This is a genomic window from Pelotomaculum schinkii (genome assembly GCF_004369205.1).
Taxonomy (GTDB): domain Bacteria; phylum Bacillota; class Desulfotomaculia; order Desulfotomaculales; family Pelotomaculaceae; genus Pelotomaculum_C; species Pelotomaculum_C schinkii.
The window spans coordinates 604110-628972 of the sequence record NZ_QFGA01000001.1 but is presented as its reverse complement, the minus strand read 5'-3'; the positions used below and the strand labels follow the sequence as shown (position 1 = coordinate 628972).

Here is a 24863-nt window from a genome sequence, read left to right as displayed (position 1 = left end):
TGTAACACTATCTTGGATAGCAGCATCGAAGGTGTTTAGGTTACCACCCGAGTCCCAGCAGAACGGCAAGTATTGCCGCGTGGCCGGAGGTCAGCAAAACCATCGTTTTTTCGCGTACAGTTATTGAAGCTACGTTTAGAGGATCGGTAGCAGCAGACAGGTAAATGCAGAAGGTGGCGAAGGGGAGAACTATGAAAAATACAGGGTCGATAAATATGCCAGCCCAAAGGCCGGTCAGGGCTGCCAGAGTACAATAACTGGCCGGCGCCAGACGGGCGCTGCCGGGACCCCACCTGCGGCTAAAAAAGGCCGGGGTCGTCACCTTGGGGGGAGACGCGCCCAGGTCGGCGGTCATGTCCGGCAGGTGGTGCTGCATGAGCCACCCCAGAGAAAAGAAACCGTGGATGACGCCTGCTGTTGCAACCTCAATGGTCACCTGGCCGGTCAGGATATAAAAGGAGCCGATTGTGCAGCAAAGAATGGTGGGAAAAGCAGACAGCCATTCCCCCAGCAGCGGGCGGTAGGACAACCTGAACGGGGGCAGGGTGTAAGACAACCCGGACCAGGCGCCTACCAGGAGAAATACAAAAACCAGCGGGCCCCGCTGGCTGCTTAAATACAGGCTGGCGGCAATGGGCAGCAGCAAGCCGGCCAGACAGATAAACATAAGCTGGCGTTCACTTAAAAGCCCATTTTTGATGACACCGCTGCCTCCTGATAAGATACCCGGGCTCACGCGGTCGGTACCTGAACGCCAGTCTACAAGGTCATTGCAAGCGTGTGCGGTGATCCCATGCAGGACTAAACCTGAGAATACTACCAGGGTGACATAACACCAGTTGATTTGGGCGGACGTGTTCAAACTAACGGCCGGCCCGATACCCAGGGCAAAAGAAGTGGCGCTCCAGGACAAGACCGGAACCAGCCTGAACATTTTCCAAAGACCGAAAGCTTTTGGCAGCATTGGTTTGATTAGGCGCCTGGTGAATTCAGTCATAGGATGACTCACAGTTCCCTTGTTATAACAAAATCCAATAAAGCCTCAAGGCTGTTCCGTGCTTGATTTTCCGGCAGAGGCGCCAGAGCGCGTCCGGCCAGGCGGGCGTAACGCTTAAGTATTCTTGCCGAGTATGACAGCGAACCGCAATTCTCAAGTTCCCTGATAATGAATTGCAAGGTGGTGGCGGACAATTCCTTCTTTTCGATCAGGGTGCGGATCTGATGCCTCTCGGGGCTGTTGTTGAGGGCGTGAATCACCGGGAGGGTTAGCACTCCCTGCCTCAGATCCTGTGCGACCGGCTTGCCGAGGCTGGTCTCATCACCCAGGAAATCCAGAATATCATCCTTGATTTGAAATGCTATGCCCATAAACCAGCCGTATCTTTCCAGGGCGCGCCGCACTTTTTCAGGCGCGCCGGCAAGCTCAGCCCCCAGCCGGCTGCAACAGGACAGGAAAGAGCCTGCTTTGAGATAAGTACGGGCCACATAATCCCTTTCACTTATGTCACAATTATAAAGAAGCTGCAGCTGAAGTATCTCCGCTTTCACCATATTTCGCAGGGAAACAGCTATAGAGGAAAAAATGGGCTTGCCAAGACCGGCCGCATGTTCCAAAAAAAGCGCATACAGGTAATCTCCGGCCAGGATTGCGGCATTGCGGCCCCAGATCTTGTTTACAGTTGGCGCTCCACGCCGGCTGTCGGAGTAATCGATCAGATCATCATGGACGAGGGTGGCCAGGTGTAGTATTTCAACTGACGCGGCAAGCCTGATTACTTCAGGGGCGGGATCGTTTCCGTACAGGGAAGATAGGAGGACCAGGGCCGCTCGGATGCGTTTGCCCCCCGCCCGCAGTAAATAGGAGCCGCTTCCTGCCGGACCTATAGCCGAACAGGCGCCGGCAATTTCCTCCTCAACCTGCGACAGCTCGCTCTTGATAGGCAGGTAAATTGATTTCAGCCGGGTTTCAGCAATGCTTTCCGGCAGGGTATTACTGGGTTTGCATTCTGCTTTTAAGGTCATGATGTTATTTTACCGGAATTTTACTTATGTATTCGCGGCAATATAAATAAAGGCCGGACATATTCTCATACAGCCTGGCATACCCTTCTAAAAAAGAAGGGTGGTGGGGCCGGGTTGCCTTCTCCGGTTCGAATTTTTATATTTCGAGGAAAAACTTTGCTGGCCCTGGCGGCTTTGGCAGTGTTTATGCTCATCGGCTGCCGGGCCGCAATTGATCGTTTTGAAAAGCATCATATCGCCGCCCTGACCTGGGCGGTTTCCAATAAGGTAATTATTATTGACCCTGGGCATGGGGGAGACGACCCGGGGGCAATCGGGGGGGGCGGCGCCTTGGAGAAAGAGATTGTCCTCGAAGTCTCCAAAAAACTGGCCGGCATCCTTAGCCAGGCCGGGGCACAGGTTTTTCTCACCAGAGAAAGCGACCGGGACTTGAGTGACCCGGAACAAAAAAATTCATATAAGGCCAAAATGCAGGACCTGACCAGAAGGGTTGAACTGGCAAACCAAAAGCAGGCCGACCTTTTTATCAGCATCCATGTCAACAGCTTTCCAGACCGCCGTGAGGGAGGGGCACAGACCTTTTCCCAACCTGGTGAAGTGGAAAGCAAGAAACTGGCCGAAGCTATACAGCAAGAAATGAACCGTTACACTGTAAATCCCGGGCGGCAGGCCAAACAGGTAGATTATTTTGCCAACCGTATGGCTGAAATGCCCAGCGCAATTGTAGAAATAGGATTTATCAGCAATCCCCAGGAAGAAAAACTACTGACCGATCATATCTACCAGGACAAAGTTGCCTGGTCAATTTACGCCGGTATTACCCGTTACTTATCTCAACCTAAAACAGCTATGGCCCTTCCGAAGCTCGCTGGTTAATACCAGAGCGCAACAGCGGCAAAAGCGCAGCCGGTGTTTTCTACCTTGTGCTCAACCGCCCGTACCAATATTTGAGACAATGCAAGCCCGCGCTTGGCAAAAGCTTCTTCCACCATCCTTTTAATTTGTACTTCGGCTTCATCCTTACTGGCGCGTCCTGAATATTCCATGATTACACCGTAGCTCTCCGGGTCCCCAATGCCCACACCAACTGCGGCTGCTATTAATTCGCCCGGACTGTCAAGGCAGAGCGAGCCATAGGCGATTGGCACCAGCGACCCGGCGGGAATATTCAGGTCGGCAACCAGTTTTGCTCCTGGTGGTAAAATGCTGCTCACTTTCAACAGGTTGCAGTTTCCCACCCCGGCATTGAGCAAAGCGTGGTCAAAAGCGTTCAGCTTGGAAGAACCTTCAGATGTACCTGAAACCAGAGCAAATTTGGTGGGAGTTGGAAGCATTGAATCAACCTCCTGTAAGATCAAGAATTTTTTCCGTTATCAATTTATACATGATGGCATGAAATGTTACTGTTAAATTCAACCTCGCCACTTGGGCGGCAAATCGTCTGTACAGCTGCCCTAGAGCAAAAAAAATAACGGGTATTCTGTCCACATGTAGGAGTTTGGCTGCTATTGCCAGAATTTTTTATCTCATTGGTAGTATGTGATTTAAATTGCATTTAAAAGGAGCGTTACGAATGCCCGATGAATCTTTATTTGCCGTGCCGCAGGAGTTGCTGATTTTAGGAGCGGCGGTGAAAACCGGTATTGTTGAAGCCCTGCACGGTAAGCCGATGACTGTGGAAGACCTGGCGCGAGAACTAAACTGTAATGCGCGGGCCGTTTGGATGGTTACTGAAGCCCTGGCGGAATTGGGCTACCTGGTACGGGAAAACGGCAGGTTGCGGTTGGACGATCAGTCCGCAAGCATGTTTTATGACGAGAATGCGCCAAATTATACGGGCTTTGCCTTTATGCACAGGTACAATATTATTAAGGCCTGGATTCATCTCCCTGATATCATTCGCACGGGTATCCCATACCCCAAGGAGAAGGAAACTCCGGATTTGCCTTTCTTCCTGGCTTCTATGGCTCGCAGCGCCCTCCAGGGTTCGGCTGAAATAGCCGGGTTCTGCCTTGCAGGGTACAAAAAGGGAGCGAGGGTTCTGGATATCGGCGGCGGCCCCCTTACCTACGCCCGGGCTTTTGCCGCGCTGGGCGCACAGGTGACTATTCTGGACCTGCCCCCGGTAGTTGATTACATGTCGAGTTTCTTGAAGGAGAACGAGAACATTGAAATGCTGCCCGGGGATTTTAACCTGGGCCTGCCCCAGGGTCCCTATGATCTGGTCTTCATGGGCAATATCTGCCATATTGTAGGAGAGAGCGGCAACAAGGGACTCTTTAAGAAAGCGGCAAATGTACTGCCTATAGGCGGGAAGGCGGCCATTATTGATTTTATCCGCGGGACCGGGCCCCAAGCCGCCGTCTTTGGTGTGAATATGCTGGCCAACACTCCCGAAGGCGGCGTCTGGAGCTTTGAACAATACTCCACCTGGCTTGCTGAGGCCGGTTTCGGTGAAGTGGTCCTGCATGAACTGGCGGGCAGACAGCTGTTGCTTGCCGTAAAGGTAAAATAAGAATTTAAAATGTTTTTTTCGTATTATACAGCGGCGCTCCGGTAACAATACTATTACTGTTATTATAAAGGGGGCGGGGTTTGTGTTCTCTTACCGTACGATTGCCGGTTTTGGAGCTGCCGCGCTGGCATTTCTGGCTTTGACCAAGATTAGCAAGCACTGTCAGGGCCAGCAAGTTAATTGCCCGGGAGATTATGTTAAGAAGGCTGCGGGAAGAGTGGAAGGCGTTATTCGCAGGCGAAACAGCATGCGTATTGATCCGACAAACGATGTAATCTGATTCAAAGATCGGGGGACCCGCGGCAGCATCAAGCCGCAGGTCTTATTTTTTGAAATAAATATGAGTATTCAATTAAGTCTTATCTTTAAACTCTTCTCCCAGCGGCCCGCCGGCGGCATTCAACTGAAAGTTTATTCCGGCTTGCTCCCGTTTAATGGTTTTGGCCTTGGGTTCATCCCCCGGTAGATCATGGGTGGTACGGTAGTGTACCTGGCTGAAACCAAAACTTTTTGCCTCTGGCGAAGGTCTTTTTACCCGATGCATAACACCCTCCGTTTTGTTTAATATCTGTGCAGATATTATGGCCGATAACAAGCAAAACATTACTATCGTTAAGGTGACATATTATTCCGCCAAGAATTATAATATGCTAAAAAGACTGTTATGAGGTCTCACTATATTGTCGTATAATATAAGTAAAAACAATAATGGGAGGTTGTTTCAGTGTCTGTTGCAGGCATGATTTTGGCGGTAGTTTTCTTTACCATTGGGGTACTGGGAACAATTCTCCCGGCGCTGCCCGGGGCGCCCTTGATCTGGCTGGGTATGCTAATTTATGGTTTCTTTGTAAAATTCCAGAATCTCCCCCTGGTATTTTTTATTGGTCAGGGACTGGCGGTACTACTGATATTTTTCATTGACTACCTGGCAAGTATCTGGGGGGTGAGGCGCTATGGCGGCTCAAGAGAAGCGGTTTGGGGCAGTATTTTGGGGGGGATCCTGGGAATCCTCGTGCTGGGACCCTTTGGACTTATCTTTGGACCATTTATTGGCGCGGTAGCGGGTGAATTATACCGGAGAAGTCCTCTTGATAAAGCCTTGGAAGTGGGGTTTGGTACCCTGATTGGGTTCCTGGGAGGCGCCGTTCTAAAACTGGCAATTGAAGCAGTTATGATTATATGGTTCTTTATGGCGGTTATCTAAACTAAGGCTGCTTTTCCCAACGCAACACTTTTGAATACATTAAAATACAACACCCTCCGGTGAGCACCGGAGGGTGTTGTATTTTATACAATAATTGGAATATTCCAGTTTGGTTTTATACAAATGCATAGGTTATTAAACCAAATAGGAAATAAATTAAATAATGTTAATATATGTAATCCTATGCGGAAAGTAATACCATCCAGCTTATTGACTTATCTTTAAGTTGGGATTATTATTTATGTGTTGTTATGTTTATTTATGATCAGTTCTGTTGTTTTTTAGGTCACGATAGTTAATGTGGCGTTTCTTTATGTTTGTTTTTTATGAATATAATTGTTTTCGTTTCATTGCGTTAAGTTGCGCTATTAAAGCCGATAGCTGACCAATTGACTGAATTATACATTCCTAAAACCTGATGGAACAAAGCGAACTGCTATGTTGTCGGGCTGGGAATGGCCCTGTAGTTAAGGACTGCGCATTAAGATTACCTCCTCGGAATATGGAGCTTCCCTTGCTGCTGAGGCAATGGCAGTGCGACTGCTGCTATCCGGCGCCTATCTGAAAACGATGGAGTGAAGAGTTGTGCGGTTGAAAGGGTTGAAGTTCAAATACGTGTCACAAAAAGCTGTTGTCCTTGTGGTGATGTCGACCCTGTTGTTGAGTCTGCTGTGGATGGCTAAGCCGGGTACGGCAAGCGCCGACTCCGGTAGTATAGGAGTGCCGGCTGACACGCTGACGATTAAGGTTGGGTATTTCGGAGGGCCCTACTACACAAAAAAGGTCTACACGGCCAGCGATTTGGACGCAATGCCGCAGGTACAGCAAGCCTATACTTTCATCGACAACATGCCGGCGGTGGTTATAGATTCGGCCAAGGGGATCAAACTGACCGATCTGCTGGCGGATGCCGGTATCGATGTCAATTCAGTAGAGGCCTTCTATTTTTACGCGACAGATACTAAAGTGGGATGGTATCAATGTTTACCCAAATCTTACCTGTTGGACACAGCCCGTTACTATTATCCGAATTTGCCGACACATTGGGATAGTGATACGCATTCGTCTATACCCGGAGCAGTATATGGGGCAATCCGGGTAGCGCCAATCATTGCCACCCGGGACAACTGGCAACGGTTTGCCACCGCTCCGGATTTTAGTGTTAATGACACTTCAACCAGGTTTAGATTGCTGTTTGGCCAGGATGATACCAATACACGTACTGCCTTCCGTTCTGTCAAATGGGTGCATGCCATCGAAGTGATGTTGGGCGGGACACCACCCAGTGGGGTTACCCTCGATCAGGGCATGGTCAATCTCAAAGTTGGCAGCACAGTCCAGTTGACAGCGACCGTGGGTCCGGACGACGCCACGGACAAGAGCGTGACCTGGAGTTCCAGCGACACCAGTGTGGCTACGGTTGATAACAATGGGCTGGTAACGGTTGTCGGCCAGGGCACGGCCACTATCACTGTAAGCACTGTAGTCGGAAATATGACAGCTACCTGCATAGTAAATGATCCAAACCAGGATGCCGGTGCTCAGACTATTGTACCCACCAGCGCCGGGCCTGAAAAGGACGGGTCACAGGGGGCTTTGTCCCAGCAGCAATATCTTACAGAAAAGACAGAATCAGTCGCCGGCGTCAACTCCAGCCGGGCAGGCAGCCAGCCCTGGAGAGTATACGAGATGTCGGCCGATGCCGTGCCCCTGCAGAAGCAGAAGGAGCAAAATAATCTGGACATTTATGCGGCAATGATCTTCCTGTGCCTTTTCCTTTTAGGCGCCGGCAGGAGATACGCAGAATATGCAAAGGAGATATAAAAAAAGGTGCTAGAATCAATTTTTATTTCGCTGAGAGATACCATGCATATGATTTCGTCAGGTTTACTGACGCCTACTATTGTTGTCCTGCTGCTGTTGCTGGCTTTGACGGTGGTCGAGTTGGGCGGCCTGCTGGCAGAAGCCATCACAGAACAACGCAGGGGGAAGGTCAATGTACCGGAATTGGTTGACTCTTTGCAGAGGAAAGACAGCGAAGAGATCATGGAAGAGATTGTTAATAGCCGGTTGTTGCGTCGTCAAAAAGCGGCTCTCGGTGAGCTGATCAGACACAGCAGTTTGCCCGCCGCCTCCCTGCAGGCCGTAGCCCGCAGGTTGCTTGCCGGAGAGGAGCTGCATTATGCCAGGATCACTGCCAGGACTGACCTGGTGGCGCGACTGGGGCCCATGTTGGGTTTGATGGCCACCCTGATTCCACTGGGGCCGGGCATGATTGCCATGGGCCAGGGCGACACCAAGACACTGGCGGATTCTCTGCTCACGGCCTTTGACGCTACGGTAACCGGACTGGCGGCTGCCGGCATCGCCTTTGCTGTCTCACGACTGCGTAAAAGGTGGTATGAGGATTATTTGAGTTCACTCGAGTCATTGATGGAAAGCTTGTTGGAGGTGTTTGCACGTGGACGGGGGATTGAGAAGAAGTCGGCTCAGGACGCCTGAAGAAGTCAGTCCTCTTGAGGGCGCCATCAACATCGTGGATGCCATGCTGGTGTTTGCCTGTGGGCTGATGCTCGCTCTGGTTATTCACTGGAATGTCGATCTGGAACAACTAGGAGAGCGTGTCGACCTGAATCGTGGACAGGAGGTGACACAAGACCAAGAAGTAAGAAGCAATCTAATCGAAACACAGGAGCAGGGCAAGCTTTACGAAAAGATGGGCACAGTCTACAAAGATCCCAATACGGGGCAGCTGTTTATGCTAACCAACCAGTAATAAAGCATGCGGTTGCAGCATGTATTGGAGATATGCGCCGGGTATCGTTTTGTACACCATTGGGCAAGCGCTGCAGTGGTATCTGTCAACACTCGTATCATTATCGGAGCACAATCGTTGGATAACGTTGCACGGCACTGCCGGGAGACTCCGTTTTTTCAGACTCTGCTATTTTAAGGCGGCTGCTCGACCGGGCAAGGCATACTGGAATACATAAGAGAAGCAGATGCAGCAGTGCAACTATGATGTGTCATTCTGATCACACAGAAGGGAGAAAAGAAATGCATTTGAGAAAATTTTTTAAAAGCAAAGCACGGAAGATCGTTTCGTGTTTGATGTCGTTTACGCTGTTCAGCCTGTTATGGGTCGCGCAAGCCGGTACGGCCCTCGCCGATCCCTTTCATGACAGCGATGCGGCGACTTCGCTCACGTTCAGGGTAGGCTATTCCGGCGGGACTTTTACTCCGGTGAAAGTCTTCACGGACAGTGACTTTGCGAACGCAAAAAAAGTGAGTTACTCCTATATGGACAGCCTGCCGTCGCCGGTTATGGATGCGGCAACGGGAGTACCGCTGACCGATCTCCTTTCGAAAGCCGGTATTGATTCCAACAAGGTAAAAACATTTGCGTTTTATGCAACTGATGTTCCAAGTGGGCCTTATAAAACTTTTACTAAGGATTTCTTGTTTGCGCCCCGCTACTATTATCCGAACATCATGCAGGCCTGGAACCCGGAAACTCAAAATTTTAGCGATGCAAGCGGCAACGACACAACTGCCCGGGCCGTCTATAACGCTGTGCGGGTCTACCCGATGATCTCCATATCAGATAATTGGGTACGAGGGGCCATGAGCCCGGACTTCGGCAAGCAGGACAAATCCACCAAGTACAGACTGATGCTTGGCCAGCTTGCTGACGATCCGGCAACAATAACCGCTCCAAATGCAGCCAAATGGGTGTACCAGATTGATGTAACCCTAAATGGTACACCGGTTACCGGTGTTTCCATCGACAAGACCACTGATACGATCAGCGTCGGCTCCACCAGCCAACTGACGGCAACTGTTACGCCCAGCTCCGCCACAGAAAAAGGCGTAACATGGAGCTCCAGTAATACCGCAGTAGCCACAGTCAGCGACAAAGGCCTGGTGAAGGCCGTTTCCTCCGGCACTGCCACCATCACCGCCACCACTGTGGACGGAGGGTTTACCGCCACCTGTGAGGTAACGGTGGGCTCCGGCAGCGGAGCTAATATTTCTCCGCAGGTTAACAGTACAACTGGAAAAAGTGACATCAGTCCGGCCACCGGCGGCACGGTCAGTCTGGGTAGCGATGTTTCGGTCAGCATACCTGCCGGAGCATTAAAAGGTACAACCAAATTAAGTGTCGCCATCCAAAAGATTAGCAGTCCGCCGGACCCGCCGGATGGCTTCTCGCTGCAAGGCTCTGTTTTTGAATTTACCGTGGGGGACAATAAAAATTACAGCTTTGCAAAACCGGTTACGCTTACTTTTGCCATTAATTCTACTTCGTTAAAAACAGGAGAGACCCCCTCGGTTTTTTATTACGATGAGACGTCCTCCAAATGGGTTAATCTGGGTGGCAGCCTCTCAGGCAACACCATCAAGGTAACTGTCGACCATTTTACCAAATACGCAGTGTTTACCGCCAATAAAGGTACGGTTGTCCAAAACCCGGTTGTCCAGAACCCGGCTGCTGTCCAAAACCCGGCTGTCCAGGACCCACAGTCGGCTTTTAGCGACGTCAGCGGCCACTGGGCGGAAAAGACCATCGAGAAGATGGTAGCCCTTGGAGCAGTCAACGGCTATAACGACGGGTCCTTCAAACCTGACAGCACCATTACCAGAGCAGAGTTTGCCACGATCCTGATGAAAGCCCTCATCAAATCACAAGGGATGACGCTCCAGAGTGGTAAGAATTTTGCCGATACAAAGGAACATTGGGCACAGGAGTACATCACTAGCGCCGCCTCATATGGAATTGTCAGCGGGTACGACGACGATACCTTTAGGCCTGATGAACTGATTACACGCGAGCAGATGGCAGTGATGCTCGTCAGGGCAATTAATCTTGAGACAGGAAAGGAAGAAGTACAGTTTAAGGACGGCGACAGCATTTCCGACTGGGCCAGGGACGCGGTGGCAACTTTGACCAATAGCGGCGTAATGACAGGATACTCGGACAATACCTTCCAACCCCAAGTTCACGCAACCAGAGCGGAGGCTGTTACGGCAATATCGAATGCGTTGGAGTACGTCTGAAAATATGTTCCTGCTTCTGTTGAGACGGCCGATGCAGGTGCGAATCCATTCGCGCAACAGTCCGTTGTTAATGCGACGGGTTGCATGAATTCAAACCTGCTCCCGCCTAATTGATAATCCAGGAGGCCATAGATGGTTGAAGCAAGTGTGGGAAAAGGCGGTTTCTTTAGTTCTAAAAAAATACTCATTACGGTAATTGCATTACTGGCTTTGATTATTGCTGTATTCTCGTTTTTAAACCGCGATCAGACCGGTCTCGAGGAAGGGACAGTAATAATTAAAGCCGGCGATACCATATTAGGACGCTTTACAATCGCCGATCTCCAGAAATTGCCGGCAGTAGAAAAGAAAATGACGGTTAATTCTTCTCAGGGCAACTCCGAGAACGAATTTACCTGCGTACCGGTGTTGGCTGTTTTGAACAGCATAGATCCGGGGCTAACCCAAAAATACAAAAAAATCATTACCAAAGGCGTGGACAATTACACATCGGGAGTAGATATGTCTGAAGTCCTGCAGCCGGATAACGTTTATATCGCCTATGCCGATCATGGTAAACCGTTGAAGACAAAGATAGGTGAGGACGGCAGCATGCGTATCATTATTTGCAATGACGATTATGGACAGCGCTTTACCAGATGGCTTGTGGGCATGGAGTTGCAGTAAGCGATAGGGAGAATTGTAAATGAAAAATATTTGCAAAGTTCTGTTATTGTTTCTGGCGTTGCTGTTGCTTTTGGCGACTGCCGCCGCATGCGGCAGCAAGGCGCAGCGTAGCGCGGCAGAGCCCGGCCCGTTTGACGAAGAGAAGATTGTTGTGCACGGTCTGCAGGAGCAGGACTTTGAAATAACCCTGGGAGATTTGAAAAAACTGTCGACGGTGACCAGGCATGCTGAAGCCGCACGCTCCAACGGGGAAAAAGTTAGTGTCGATGCCACCGGCCCGTTGCTTGATACTTTTCTGCAGCAATACGGAAAATCCCAAAAGGATTTCAGCCGTATCCGCTTTACGGCCAAAGACCAGTATTCCATTGCCGTGCCGTCCGATGTCCTGGCCAACCGTCAGATTATCCTTTCCTACATAAGTGACGGCAAACCGCTTGAAGATGACATGCAGCCTGTACGCGTCGTCATTCCTGGCGAGCGGGCCATGTACTGGGTCAGAAACATGATCCGCATGGACTTTGAAACAGGCGGTGACCAGGAGCCGCCCAATAAAGTGGTGTTCCTGGAGACGGCAGTCCAAAACTTACCCCAGCAGGACTATGAGTATTTCGACAGTGTGGACAAGGCCATTAAAACCATCGACCTTGTTACAAAATATGCAGATATCAACGACAGCAGCGTGGCCAATGTTTTCCTGAAAGCCAGCGACGGGCTGCAGAAAAACGAGACCAAAGCCAATTTCCTGTCGGCTTTTATTAAAATAACCGGCAAGGAAGCCCCCAAATTTTTAGCGCCGCAGTTTCCCCAAGGTATGCATATCCGGGGCCTGCTCTATGTCATCTACGGTCAGACAGCTATCTTTGACTATACGGAAGGCGCCGCTTGTCTTCCTAAACAGACAGAAGAAGGCACGGAGGGCATCGCTTTCTCACAAATTTTCAAACAAACAGGCCTGACCGGAGGCAGCAAATATCAATTTACCAGCGCCGACGGCAAGAGCATTGTGTTGACGATCACCGATCTGGGCAGCGGCGGTCTGATCTACCAGAACGCCCGGGGCGCCCTGGCTTTCACCTGCACGGGGCCGTCCGGCAAGAAAAATGTGGATGACTTGCTCTCTATAGAAGTCCTGCCGTAACCACCTGCGGTCAGAGAGTGCCGGGCAAAAGGCGAGAAAGGGGTTACGCGCTTGTGCATAATAAAAGCTGGTTTTTAAGTGTCTGCTTGGGTTTGCTGGGGCTGCTGGTGGGAGGAGCGGTTATGGGGGTTGCTTTCCGGAACCCTGCACATATCCCGCCCCTGAAGGTGACCGGCGATGTTGCCAATGTTTTAAACCTGCAAGACCCGGAAAGGCTGGGGAAGCTGGAAAAGGTAACCTGTCAGGGGACCAGGTATCAAGCTGTTAAACTGGCCGACATTATCACCAAAGCCAGTCCGCTGGCTAATGCCGGGCAATTGTATTTAGTCGGCCTTGATGGTTTTACCTCGGCCATCAAGGCTGCCGACATTGATGACTGCTATATCGCCTTCACCGCTAAGAACGGCTGGGAGGCGGTCAATCTCGCTCACCCCAACAGCAGCAATGTCAAGTTTCTCACCGAGATTGTGGTGGTGTCGGACGGCGGCAGCAAGTATTTCGCCTTCAATGTGATTAACCCGGATACCGATCTCGTTCAGATTACCCCGGGGCAGCTGTTAGCCGGGCCGTTAACCTTGTACCCCTACGCTGAGGGAAAAGCTGTCGTGCAAAACGGCGGCAAAGATTATGAAGCGCAGGTCTTTACCAGACGCCGGGTTTTTAGAATAAGCGACCTGACGCCGCTGCAAGACGGCGACACGCTCCTGGTCATGGATGAAAAAGGAGAATACCGCCTGGTGGATGACGGCGGGTATTTTGAAGTAAGGGATAATTATATCAATTACCTGCAGCCCGATACCCGCACCAAGCTGGAAAAAGTGAAGGGAGTCATCGTTCATCCCCCCGCAACCAGCATCACTGACGCCTACTATGATGCCCAGCATTATCTGGAAAGCGGTGATAAGCTGCTGATGGTAGTGCTGGACGGACTCACTTACCAGCAATATAGCTATGCCTTCGCAAACGGTTATGCGCCTTTCCTCAAGAATGCCGGTAAAGCCGTGCAGGCATGGGGTGTCTATCCGGTGGAAAACAATGTCGGCCTGGCCGCCCTGCTGACCGGTAAGGCGCCGCAAGAAAACGGCGTTATTACAGACCAGGACAGGGAACTGAAGGCGCCTTCGATTTATGCGGAGGTGAATATGTTAAACAAAAAAGCAGTTTTCCTGGATGCTGCTGAAAATGGGTTGGATACCGAAATACAGCCGGTTTCCATTCATGACAAAAACGCTGACGGCAGCGCTGATGATGAACTGTTTGAGGCGACCCTCGACACCCTGGAGCAGGGTTATGATTTACTGACGGTTCGCTTTCATGGTATTGACGACGCCGGGCAGCGTTATGGCCCGTTGGCCCGGGAAACGATGCAGTCAATCAGCGCCACGGACAAGTATTTATCGGAAATTGTCAGCCGGTGGCCGGGTAAGGTTATTATAACCGGCACGCAGGGCTCCGGGGCCGGCGAATCAGCCGGGTCTCAAGAAGTCTTTAAGAATGAGGTGATGTTTGTTCCGTATTTGCGTCTCAGGTAGACATTTCAAAACCACCTGCCTCTAATCGCTCCAGCCAAACGCAGTAATGATAATTATCGATATGCCTTGATTGGCTTCTTCCCTTTGTAAGGTATACGATACTTTTCACTGTGGTATAAGCCATGTCATTCGTTGATTTCGTTTAGGCATCATCCTGATTATGCAGCGCCAGTTGATGCTGAACACTAGCAAGCGGGTGAGGTTTTAATCGCACGCTGCTTTCCACAACGGTAAATATGCAAGGAGGCATGGTTAATGACAATAGGAATGTCACTACCGTAGCCACCTTGTCCCTCAGTGATTTGCAAAACCTGATCATTCGGAAAAAAAACGGAAGCCATTCTTTCCATATTAAGATGACCTATTAATTACATCTCCCATAGCCTAAAAAAGGAGTGAGATAAGTGTTTTGCCTGAAATGTGGTTTTAATACCGCAGCCAGACATATTTTCAGCGGCATAGTGTTGGTGGCCATGTTGGTAAGCGTATTGGCTGCTTTCAATCCAAGCCCCGCGTTTGCGGTAAGCGCCTGGAACGGCGCCAGTTCCAGCGCCGACTGGACCGGCGGCGGCACATCGGGCGACCCTTATGTCATCAGCACCGCCGCCCAGTTAAAAGGATTGGCTGACAACGTCAACAGCGGAACATCATATGGCGGGTCCTTCTTTAAATTGGGTGACGACATCAACCTTGCCGGCTATGCCTGGACCCCGATTGGCGGCCACTGCCCCCTCACTGCCAGCGAGGGGGGCGTTCCTACCGGCCTCTACTTTGGCGGTGTTTTTGACGGCTGCAACCACACCATCAGCGGCATCAACATTTCCAATCCTGCCGCCGGAACCGGCGCTTACGGCTTATTCGGCTATGTCAACGGCGGAACCATTGCCAACCTGAACGTAGCCGGGTCGCTGGACATGGGCGACAACTACACCAGTGCGATTGGATCTGTGGTCGGCTACACGACCGGCAGTCTCTACAACCTGCACAGCTCCATGACCGTGTCTGTCGCTGACCCCACCGCCTGCACCGCTTCCCAGGCCGGCGGCATCGCGGGTGTAGTGGCGAATACCAACAGCAGCCCTGCTTTGTATGTCCGGTACTGCTCCAACACCGGAGACGTCACCGCCCGGGGCAGAATAGGCGGCATTGCAGGCGCTGTGTACTGCTTGAGTGACGGCGGTGTGGTCGTTGACCAGTGCTTCAATACAGGCTGCATCAAATCCGTGTATAGCACGAAAAAGATTTTTACTGGAGGCATCGTGGGCTATTGCGCAGGCTACATCACCAACTGCTATAACCAGGGTAACCTGGAAACCAACAACGGGCACTACCTGGCCGGCATCACCGGCATTCTCACCGGTACGCCCCCTATCTATCCCGTCGCCTCCATGTCCAACTGCTACAGCACCGCTTGCTTTACCGGCTATGCCGTCGGCTACGACCGGTGGCTGTGGGCTTCTGCTGATTACAACCAGGCGGTGCATATCACGAATTGCTTTTATGTTGAGACCAACAGTGACATGACCCAGCCCAATCTAGACGATACCTGGGGTACCCAAACCAATGTTTCTTCGATCACCATACCGGAGCTGCAGGGAAAGACGGAAATGACGGGGAGCAACAGATCAGGTACCTTTAGCGGCTATATCGTCCCAAATTACCTTGGCAGTGCGGATTTGGATAATCCCAACGGATCATACGGCTTCGGCTACGCATTGCCGGACAGCTATCCCATTCTTGGGTGGCAGCAAATCCCGAATTTCATTGTCGACTTGAACAACCTGCCGTCGCCGGTAGCATATTACACTGTCTCAGCCTCGGTGAGCGGCGGCAACGGGACTGTGACCGCAGACCCGGCGACAGTTAGTAATAATGGGTCCTCCACCATTACCATCAGCCCGGCCGGCGGTTATCACCTGGCCTCCATTACGGATAATGGTATTGATGTGTTAAGCTCAGTCAGCAACAATACTTATACGATCAATAATATAAATGCCAATCATACGGTAGTAGTGAGCTTTTCCAATGATACTTACATCCTGACCTACACTGCCGGCGCCCATGGTTCCATCAGCGGTAATTCATCGCAAACAGTAGCTTCCGGCGCCAGCGGATCAGAGGTAACTGCCGTGCCGGACAGCGGTTTTCACTTCGCAAATTGGAGTGATGGCTCGGCTGATAATCCCAGAACCGACATTAACGTGACTGCCAATATTTCGGTCAAGGCCATTTTCATCAAGGATAACGGCGGTTCTCAGACCTGGGATCACTTCACTATCGCCGTGCTGCCGGATACGCAATTTTATGCGGAAAGTTATCCGGAAATATTTGATCAGCAAACTCAATGGATAGCCGATAACGCCCAGTCCGAAAATATCGTTTTTGTGGCTCACCTGGGGGACATGGTTAATGATTATAACAACAGCACGCAATGGCAAAATGCCCGGGATTCAATGGCAATCATCCGGGCCGCAGGTATTCCTTATTCGGTAGTCCCCGGTAACCATGATATGTTTTTTGCGACCAGTGACCTAACTAATTATAATACCTATTTCCCCTACACCGACTTTAACGAATATTCCTGGTACGGCGGAAATTATCCTTCCACCAGCAATTCCAGCAATTATGAGCTTTTCTCCGCCATGGGACAGGACTTTATAGTTTTAAACCTGGTTTGCGCGCCTTCGCTGCTAGCCGATGCAACAGACTGGGCCAATTCGGTCCTGACCCAATATAGCAATCGTAAAGCCGTTGTCGTCACTCATGGATACATCGATACCAGCGGAAATTATCAAAATACCCAAAGCGTAGCCGGTCTTGATGTCTGGAACAATGTCGTTAAACTCCACAGTAATGTAATAGCAGTGTTATGCGGTCATTATTCCGGCCAATATAACAACACCGCAACCGGATTAAATGGCAATACAGTCTATAATCTCCTATCGGATTACCAGGATCAACCCAACGGCGGCAACGGCTGGCTGAGGCTCTATCAGTTCTATCCGCTTCAGAATAAAATCCAGGCTGTGACCTACTCGCCTTACCTGAACCAGTACGATACCGGCGCTGACGGGCAATTCGAGCTGCCCCTCCAGTTTAGCAACCCGCCGGAGGAGCAAACGCCTCCGGTGTTGAGCGCCGATACCACGGACAACAGCGTGGGCCGGGCGGTGGAGATCACTTTCACCGACGACGCGGCCTGGCGTAGCGCCGTCAGCGGGATCACGGTCAACGGAAGCGCGCTGACCGGCGGGCAGTACACGGTAAACGCGGGCGCCATCAGTATTGACGCCGCTGTGTTTGCCTCGGCCGGCGACTACACCGTCACAGTCACCGCCGGCGGCTACGCCGACGCCACGGTAACCCAGACGATAAATAATGAGGCGACCACCCCCGGAGACAACCCCAAGTACACGGTTGACCCCGTGGTGGACGAGTCGGTTTACGAAGCGGGCGAGACAGGCGGGATCAGTACCATGACCGTCAAGACCGGCGTCAGCGGCCTGAAATATTTCGGCGCCCAGCTCACTCCGGTCATAGCCCACGCAGGGAAGGAAGCCGTGGTCTTTACCCATCTGCGCAACGGCGTCCAGCTTAGCCTTAACGTCACCAGGGCGGATTTTGACCTTGTCGGACAGGCCCAATCCGGCTTCAACGTACAGGCCGGGGATATGGTAAAAGTATTCATTGTGGACGACTTAACCAACGACGTGGACCATAACCCGACCTTGCTGCAGTAGGAAATAGGAGGTGCGAGCTGCTACAATCCTGCGCCTTTTTCCCGCCCCTCTTTGGTCGGCTTTCAGTTAACTTTGGAAGGCGGTGGGGACGGTTTAACCAGCGTTTTGATAAAGAGCGATATGAGGTGAGGCGGGTAATGGCAACTATGGCGCCAGCTTTATAAAAACTCCGCGCAAGAAGGAACAAAAACCGTAATTGGCAATCATGCTTCCGCCAATTACAATACCCATGTCCTGGGGGCGACAAAAGGCGCCCCCGGGACATGACCGGCTGGAAACGCCATTCTTCTTATGATTGGCAGGGAGGTCCATAGCGGAGCATGCACCGGGAGGAGATAAAAGGGAAAAATAGCCCCAAAATGAAGCAAAAACAGGAAAACGAGAGGAAAGGAGCAAGGATATGATCAGAAAAAGACGCAGCCGTTTGCTGGCCTGCCTGATGATTTTAGCCATGCTTTGCACCATGCTTCCCACCGCCGCTTTGGCGGCGGAAGGTCCATCGGGCGGCGCCGCGGGTGCAGAGGTTTCGGTCACGGACGCGACCTACAGCGTGACCGTGGACAGCGCCATAACCGGCGGGAGCATTGCGGTGAATCCGGCCAGCGGTAGCGCGGGTGATACCATCACCGTGTTTGTGACACCGGACAGCGGCAAGCAGCTGGTGGCGGGCAGCCTCAAATACACGGCGGACGGCGGCGAGACCCACACCGAAATAACCGCCACAGACGGCGTGTACAGCTTCGTTCTCCCGGCGGCTGATGTAACCGTAACCGCTACTTTCGAGGCTCTTCCGTCGTCTCTTACCATCAACACCAGGGAAGAACTTCTCGCCTTTGCGGCGGCTGTGAACGGAGGCGATACCTTTGAAGGCAGGACCGTCATTCTCGGCGGCGACATCGCGCTGGACGGTGACGGCCTCTATACCACGGCGGATGAGTATTTCCAGGACGGCCTCCCGGATTATTCCGGCACTTTCACCGTGCCTACCGTTTCTGCGGAGGCCGAGATCTGGACGCCCATCGGCACCAGCACAAACCAGTTCAGGGGCGCCTTTGACGGCAAGGGCCATACCGTCAGCGGCCTTTATACCGATATGACCGCTTCCTATCAGGGACTCTTCGGATACGTTGGGCAGGGCGGCGACGTCAAAAACATCACGGTTTCCGGCGTAGTCGCCGGCGTGCAGTATGTGGGCGGCATCGCGGGCTTTGTAAACGGCGGCACCATTGAAAACGCTGTGAACCGCGCGGTCATTTACGCCTCCGGCGGCGCCAGCCCGGGCGGCAGCGGAACCAACAGGATTGGCCATGCGGGCGGTGTAGTCGGCATGGGAACCGGCACGGCGAGCGCTCCCGTAACCATTGCAGGCTGCGCCAACTACGGCACGGTCACGGCGCCCAATTGCAATCAGGGTGGCCGGGTCGGCGGCATCGTGGGCATCTTTGATCTAACGGGAGACTACGCGACCATTTCCAATTGCTTCAACGCCGCTGAAATCAAGGCGTATCAGTATGCCGGCGGCATCGTGGGCGGCCAGTTCGCCTCTTATGTTACCATCAGCGCCTGCTGCAACACCGGAACCGTCACCGGCACTTCTTCCGGCAAGACCTATGCGGGCGGCATCGCGGGCAAGAGCTGCGGCCCCGTTGTGGATTGCTACAACACGGGCAACATTGTCTCCACGGCGACTTCCGGCAACGTACCCACCCGTTTTGCCGGCATTGCAGGCGAAACACAGAACAGCACCGCCACAATCACAAACTGCTACAGTATCGGGCGGGTGTCCGGCGCGTCTACCATCGGCACCAGCGGCAATATTGTCGGCAGCCAGTCGGTCAGCCCTGTCAACTGCTATTACCTCAACGCCACCGCGCTTTCCGGAGCGGGAGACAGCGGCACCACGACGGTCAAGACCGAAGAGGAACTGAAAGCGCCGGCCATGCCCGCCGCTCTGGGCGCTGCCTTCGCCTATGACAGCAACGGCTGCAACGGCGGATATCCGGTGCTGGCCTGGCAGAACGGGTCGAGCCCCGGGCCGGCCGCTCACGCCATTACGCTCAACTTCGACAGCGCGGCGGCAACCGTATCCGCATCTGCAGCCGAAGCGGAGCCGGGCGAGACTGTAACCATCACCATCTCAGATCTAGAAACCGGCAAGCGGGTGCAGAGCGTTACCGCCATTGACGCCAACAGCATCGTTTATCCCGTGACCACGGTAACAGAAAACGCGTCCTACACCTTCACCATGGGCTCCAGCGCGGTCAGCGTCACGGTGCTCTTTGAAAACGTCGTTGCAGGCGGCGATCCCTATGTTTTCACCGTCGCTCCCGGTATCGATCCCATCTGGACCGTCGATGTGGCCTCCTCCGGCTTGAACGAGAATGAGATTATCGCCGGTTCGACCGTGACCGTGACGGTAACCCGCATGGCAGACGCCATAACGGCCAGCCTTGAAGGCATCACCGTCAGGGATGCCGGAAACGGGACGGTTCCCTCATCAACCTTTTCCACCACCTCGGGCGGATACAATACGATTAGCGGCGGCGTTTACACCTTTATTATGCCGGAGAGCGCCGTGACCATCGGTCTTGATGTTTCTTACATGCCGCTTTCCATTTATACCAAGACCGGTGAGGATGGGACCCCCGCTCTGGTCAAAACTTACACCCGGGAAGAAATGATTGCCCTTGCCGGTACCGAACCCATTTATTACACCGGTTATGACAGGTATCCCACCGCAGTAATCGGCAAGGCGGTACAGGCCGTCAGGCTGACAGACCTGCTGGATAATGCCGGTGTGAGCTTTGGAGAGGGCAATACCCTTAAGCTGAACGCGCTGGATGAGTCCTCCCGCACTTACGCTTACGAGGATCTTTACGAGGAGAACCGCTGCTACTATCCTAACATCGCCGCGGCGGGAAACAAGGAAGCGGGCAAGACGCCGATCGACGCCATGCTCGTGATCAAGGGATATCAGAAGCGGTTTATCGAGTTTGAGCAGGGTCAGGATATCGATGATATGGCGTGCGATACCCTGAATGCTTACCGCTTTGTGTACGGTCAGACCGAGGCGCAGTTCAACGGAGGGACGCCCCTGATTGAAAATGCGACCGTCGGCGACTTCCTGAAGTACACCTGTGCCATCACCATCATTACGCCTGAGGCGGGTAACCCCAAATACACGGTTGACCCCGTGGCGGACGGGTCGGTTTACGAAGTGGGCGAGACAGGCGGGATCAAAACCATGACTGTCAAAACCGGCGTCAGCGGCCTGAAATATTTCGGGACGCAGATAGCGCCGGTTATCAAGCATGCAGGGCAGGAGGCCGTGGTCTTCACCCATCTGCGCGACGGTGTCCAGTTAAGCCTCAACATTACCAAAGCGGATTTCGACCTGGTTGCCGAAGCCCAGTCCGGCTTCAACGTCCAGGCCGGTGATATGGTTAAGGTATTCATAGTGGACGACTTAACCAACGATGTGGACCATAACCCGACCTTGTTGCAGTAGAGGCTTCATATCGCGGTCTTTCCCCTTCTGTCAGGTTCTGTCAGGTGTAATGTTGTCCATCTCAGGGGCATCGTTGATGGTAGCACAATAAAAAGGAATAAATTCTCGCTGTATGCCGGGTGGCGGGAGCAGCACCATGGCCGTGGATGGCCCCAAAATGAAGTAAAAACAGGAAAACGAAAGGAAAGGAGCAAGGATATGATCAGAAAAAGACGCAGCCGTCTGCTGGCCTGCCTGATGATTTTAGCCATGCTTTGCACCATGCTTCCCACCGCCGCTTTGGCGGCGGAAGGTCCATCGGGCGGTGCCGCGGGTGCGGAGGTTTCGGTTTCGGACGCGACCTACAGCGTGACCGTGGACATCGCCATAACCGGCGGGAGCATTGCGGTGAATCCGGCCAGCGGTAGCGCGGGTGATACCATCACCGTGTCTGTGACACCGGACAGCGGCAAGCAATTGGTGGCGAACAGCCTGCAATACACCGCCGACAGCGGCGCAACCTATACGGAAATTACCGCCACGGACGGCGTGTACAGCTTTGTGCTTCCGGCGGCGGATGTCGTTGTAAACGCTCAGTTTGAGGACATCTCCGCTGCGACCTATAATATCGCTGTGGCGGCGGTTCCCGACGCCATCTGGACAGTAACGCCCGACAAGACTTCAGCGACAGTGGGCGAAACCGTGATCGTTACGGTATCCGATACTGCTTTTACTTCCTGGGCAATCGGCCTCATCGTCACCGGTGACTCCGGTACAACCTATGACTTTACCACTATCACCGCGGCAACCGGCAACGCCAACAACGTCAACGGGCCCGGCGTCTACAGCTTCGTCATGCCGGATGAGCCCGTCACCGTGGGCTTCACCGCGGACTACACCCCGCTGGACGTCTATATTCAGTATGGCGCGGCCGGCGAGGAGATCCCGGTGCACTCTTACACCAGGGCGGAAATGGAAGCCCTGGCGGCAGAGAACACCACGCCCATCCATTACGCCATGTATGACCGGCTGCCTGCTGTCTTCATGGGTAAAGCCGTCCGCTACGTCACCATTGAGCAACTGACAGAGAGCGCCGCCGCCTACAACAGCGACGTGCGCTTTGACGGACCGGACTGCAGCTTAAGAGGAGCGAGCCTGGACGGCTGGACCATGGGCGTAAACGGGCTCAGCTGGGAATATTTAATGGGACAGACCCGCAAATACTATGCCGGAATCGGCGACCAGTACCTGGCGCCGGAAAACCGGACCGGCGAGGACCGGGAGGTCCCGGCCGTACTGGCCATCACCGGCTGGGCGGGCCGGCGGACCCAGGTCGATAACCAGCCCTACGACACCCTGAACACCTACCGTTTCTTCTACGGCCAGACGGAGGCGGAATACGGGAACGGAGTTCTGCCGACCATGGACGAGCGGGATGCCCGGTGTACGGCCATGAACACCTCAAAGTTAGTCAATAAGGTCGTCTTCGTGGTTCCCGAGAACGACCCGGGGACCTACAGTGTCACAGCGGACAGCGCCATCACCGGCGGCAGCCTGGCGCTGAGCCCGACGAGCGGCAGCGCAGGCGACACCATCACCGTTACCGTCAATCCCGATGCCGGCAAAGAGCTGGTGGCGGGCAGTCTTAAATACACGGCGGATAGCGGCAGCACCTATACGGAAATCACCGCTACCGACGGCGTGTATAGCTTCATCCTGCCGGCGGCCGACACCATTGTCACCGCCCGGTTCATGGATCCGGGTGTCGCGGTCAGTGGCGTAAACCTGGATAAAAGCGAACTCGTCCTCACCGTCGGCAATTTCGTGCAGCTCACGGCCACCATCACCCCATCCGACGCGGCCAATCAAGAGGTGACCTGGACCTCGGACAATGCGGCCGCAGCCACAGTCGACAGCAACGGTCTGGTTAGGGCAATGGGTACCGGAACAGCCAACATTACAGTCACCACGGTAGACGGAGGCTTTACCGCCGCCTGCGCCGTCACCGTCCAAGCGGCCGGTACCGACCACTTCACCCTCGCCGTGCTGCCGGATACGCAATTCTACTCCGAAAGCTATCCGGAGATCTTTGCCCGGCAAACCCAATGGATAGCCGATCAGGCCCAGTCGCAAAACATCGTCTTCGTGGCCCATCTGGGGGACATCCAGGATGATTACGACAACCCCGCCCAGTGGCAGAATGCCAAAGACGCCATGGCCATCATCCGGACCGCGGGGATTCCTTATTCGGTAGTCCCCGGCAACCACGACCTGAATTTTGAGACCGGCGACACCACAATGTTCGACACCTTTTTCCCCTACACCGACTTTACCGGCTGCAGCTGGTACGGCGGGCATTATCCGGAGAGCAGCAACGCCAGCAGCTACCAGCTTTTCTCCGCCCTGGGACAGGACTTCATCGTGCTGAACCTGGTCTGTGCGCCCGCATTGCTGGCGGAGGCCACCGACTGGGCCAACGGGGTCCTGACCCAATACAGCGACCGCAAAGCGATCGTGGTGACCCACGGCTACATTAAACCCAACGGAGAGTACGCCGGCGGCGATGATGTCTCCGGTCCGGCCATCCACGAAAATATAGTCAAGAAGCACAGCAACGTCGTCGCCGTGTTATGCGGCCATGTTGGCGGCCAGTACCACGGCACGGACACCGGCGAGAGCGGCAACACCGTCTATAATCTATTAACTGATTACACCGATCTGCCCAACGGCGGCAACGGCTGGCTGAGGCTCTATCAGTTCTATCCGGTTCAGAATAAAATCCAGGCTGTTACCTACTCGCCTTACCTGGACCAGTACGATACCGGCGCTGACGGGCAATTCGAGTTGTCCCTCCAGTTCAGCAACCCGCCGGAGGAGCAAACGCCTCCGGTATTGAACGCCGATACCACGGACAACAGCGTGGGCCGTGCGGTGGAGATCACCTTCACCGATGATCAGGCCTGGCGCAGCGCCATCAGCGGGATCACGGTCAACGGAAGCGCGCTGACCGGCGGGCAGTACACGGTAAACGCGGGCGCCATCAGTATTGACGCCGCTGTGTTTGCCTCGGCCGGCGACTACACCGTCACAGTCACCGCCAGCGGCTACGCCGCCGCCACGGTAACCCAAACGATAAACGAGGCGACCGACAGCCCCAAATACATGGTGACCCCCGTTGAAGACGAGTCGGTTTACGAAGTGGGAGAGACAGACGGGATCAAAACCATGACCGTCAAAGCAGGCGTCAGCGGCCTGAAATATTTCGGGACGCTGATAACACCGGTTATTGAGCATGGGGAAGAGGAAGCCGTGGCCTTTACTCATCTGCGCGACGGCGTCCAGTTAAGCCTCAACGTCACCAGGGCGGATTTTGACCTTGTCGGTGAAGCCCAATCCGGCTTTAACGTCGAGGCCGGAGATATGGTAAAAGTATTCATTGTGGACGACTTAACCAACGACGTGGACCATAACCCGACCTTGCTGCAGTAGGAAAGGAAAGAG

Annotated in this window: 19 protein-coding genes and 1 pseudogene; 15 read left to right on the top strand and 5 right to left on the bottom strand. The window is 53.3% G+C overall.

Annotation, left to right across the window (positions count from 1 at the left end; genetic code table 11):
* Positions 1–40: 40 nt before the first annotated feature.
* Together Psch_RS03030 and Psch_RS03025 are read right to left on the bottom strand one after the other, a co-directional pair.
* Positions 41–997: a prenyltransferase gene (locus tag Psch_RS03030; RefSeq protein ID WP_134217367.1), complete on the bottom strand. Its 957-nt coding sequence runs from the start codon at positions 995–997 to the stop codon at positions 41–43.
* An 8-nt stretch (positions 998–1005) separates the two neighbouring features.
* Positions 1006–2022 carry a polyprenyl synthetase family protein gene (locus tag Psch_RS03025; protein WP_134217366.1) on the bottom strand — a complete coding sequence of 339 codons (1017 nt, stop codon included), beginning with the start codon at positions 2020–2022 and terminating at the stop codon, positions 1006–1008.
* 114 nt (positions 2023–2136) lie between these two features.
* On the opposite strand from Psch_RS03025, the gene cwlD reads away from it, so the two are divergent.
* On the top strand, positions 2137–2898 hold the full coding sequence (gene cwlD / locus Psch_RS03020; protein WP_243120483.1) for an N-acetylmuramoyl-L-alanine amidase CwlD: 762 nt from the start codon (positions 2137–2139) through the stop codon (positions 2896–2898).
* On the opposite strand, the gene Psch_RS03015 is transcribed toward cwlD, so the two are convergent.
* Entirely contained in the window at positions 2895–3356 is a 462-nt protein-coding gene (locus Psch_RS03015; RefSeq protein ID WP_134217365.1) for a pyruvoyl-dependent arginine decarboxylase, read from the bottom strand. The two genes, cwlD and Psch_RS03015, sit on opposite strands and share 4 nt — an antisense overlap.
* Positions 3357–3595: 239 nt before the next feature.
* On the opposite strand from Psch_RS03015, the gene Psch_RS03010 reads away from it, so the two are divergent.
* Both Psch_RS03010 and Psch_RS03005 read left to right on the top strand, forming a co-directional pair.
* Positions 3596–4537, top strand: coding sequence for a methyltransferase (locus tag Psch_RS03010; protein WP_134217364.1), 942 nt, complete (start codon positions 3596–3598; stop codon positions 4535–4537).
* Between the two features lie 82 nt (positions 4538–4619).
* The gene (locus Psch_RS03005; RefSeq protein WP_134217363.1) at positions 4620–4817 is read left to right on the top strand and encodes a hypothetical protein; all 198 of its coding nucleotides are present in this window, start codon (positions 4620–4622) and stop codon (positions 4815–4817) included.
* 72 nt (positions 4818–4889) lie between these two features.
* Here the strand turns inward: Psch_RS03005 and Psch_RS03000 are convergent, their stop codons facing one another.
* The gene (locus tag Psch_RS03000; RefSeq protein ID WP_134217362.1) at positions 4890–5081 is read right to left on the bottom strand and encodes a hypothetical protein; all 192 of its coding nucleotides are present in this window, start codon (positions 5079–5081) and stop codon (positions 4890–4892) included.
* Between the two features lie 180 nt (positions 5082–5261).
* On the opposite strand from Psch_RS03000, the gene Psch_RS02995 reads away from it, so the two are divergent.
* From Psch_RS02995 to Psch_RS21575, 11 genes and pseudogenes are all read left to right on the top strand, one after another.
* Entirely contained in the window at positions 5262–5741 is a 480-nt protein-coding gene (locus tag Psch_RS02995; RefSeq protein ID WP_134217361.1) for a DUF456 domain-containing protein, read from the top strand.
* Between the two features lie 585 nt (positions 5742–6326).
* Positions 6327–7565 carry an Ig-like domain-containing protein gene (locus tag Psch_RS20955; protein ID WP_243123931.1) on the top strand — a complete coding sequence of 413 codons (1239 nt, stop codon included), beginning with the start codon at positions 6327–6329 and terminating at the stop codon, positions 7563–7565.
* Between the two features lie 6 nt (positions 7566–7571).
* Complete coding sequence (locus Psch_RS02985; RefSeq protein WP_243120481.1) at positions 7572–8243, top strand: MotA/TolQ/ExbB proton channel family protein; 672 nt, start codon at positions 7572–7574, stop codon at positions 8241–8243.
* Entirely contained in the window at positions 8215–8517 is a 303-nt protein-coding gene (locus Psch_RS02980) for a DUF2149 domain-containing protein (protein WP_243120480.1), read from the top strand. The genes Psch_RS02985 and Psch_RS02980 overlap by 29 nt, the downstream gene beginning before the upstream one ends.
* 281 nt (positions 8518–8798) lie before the next feature.
* On the top strand, positions 8799–10799 hold the full coding sequence (locus tag Psch_RS02975; RefSeq protein WP_190239073.1) for an S-layer homology domain-containing protein: 2001 nt from the start codon (positions 8799–8801) through the stop codon (positions 10797–10799).
* A 132-nt stretch (positions 10800–10931) separates the two neighbouring features.
* Positions 10932–11465 carry a molybdopterin-dependent oxidoreductase gene (locus tag Psch_RS02970; protein WP_190239072.1) on the top strand — a complete coding sequence of 178 codons (534 nt, stop codon included), beginning with the start codon at positions 10932–10934 and terminating at the stop codon, positions 11463–11465.
* 19 nt (positions 11466–11484) lie between these two features.
* Positions 11485–12603 (top strand): molybdopterin-dependent oxidoreductase, encoded by a 1119-nt coding sequence (locus Psch_RS02965; RefSeq protein WP_190239071.1) that lies wholly within the window; start codon positions 11485–11487, stop codon positions 12601–12603.
* A gap of 53 nt (positions 12604–12656) precedes the next feature.
* The gene (locus Psch_RS02960) at positions 12657–14135 is read left to right on the top strand and encodes an alkaline phosphatase family protein (RefSeq protein WP_134217356.1); all 1479 of its coding nucleotides are present in this window, start codon (positions 12657–12659) and stop codon (positions 14133–14135) included.
* A gap of 404 nt (positions 14136–14539) precedes the next feature.
* A complete protein-coding gene (locus tag Psch_RS02955) occupies positions 14540–17875 on the top strand; it encodes a hemoblobin-interacting domain-containing protein (RefSeq protein ID WP_134217355.1) in 3336 nt (1111 codons plus the stop codon).
* 400 nt (positions 17876–18275) lie between these two features.
* Positions 18276–21383, top strand: coding sequence for an InlB B-repeat-containing protein (locus Psch_RS02950; RefSeq protein WP_134217354.1), 3108 nt, complete (start codon positions 18276–18278; stop codon positions 21381–21383).
* Positions 21384–21581: 198 nt separating this feature from the next.
* A pseudogene (locus Psch_RS21575) lies at positions 21582–21959 on the top strand (InlB B-repeat-containing protein); the annotation flags it as partial.
* 84 nt (positions 21960–22043) lie between these two features.
* Here the strand turns inward: Psch_RS21575 and Psch_RS02945 are convergent.
* Positions 22044–22316 (bottom strand): hypothetical protein, encoded by a 273-nt coding sequence (locus Psch_RS02945; RefSeq protein ID WP_190239070.1) that lies wholly within the window; start codon positions 22314–22316, stop codon positions 22044–22046.
* On the opposite strand from Psch_RS02945, the gene Psch_RS02940 reads away from it, so the two are divergent.
* The gene (locus tag Psch_RS02940) at positions 22311–24851 is read left to right on the top strand and encodes a hemoblobin-interacting domain-containing protein (protein WP_190239069.1); all 2541 of its coding nucleotides are present in this window, start codon (positions 22311–22313) and stop codon (positions 24849–24851) included. The genes Psch_RS02945 and Psch_RS02940 overlap by 6 nt on opposite strands.
* The last annotated feature ends 12 nt before the right edge of the window (positions 24852–24863 follow it).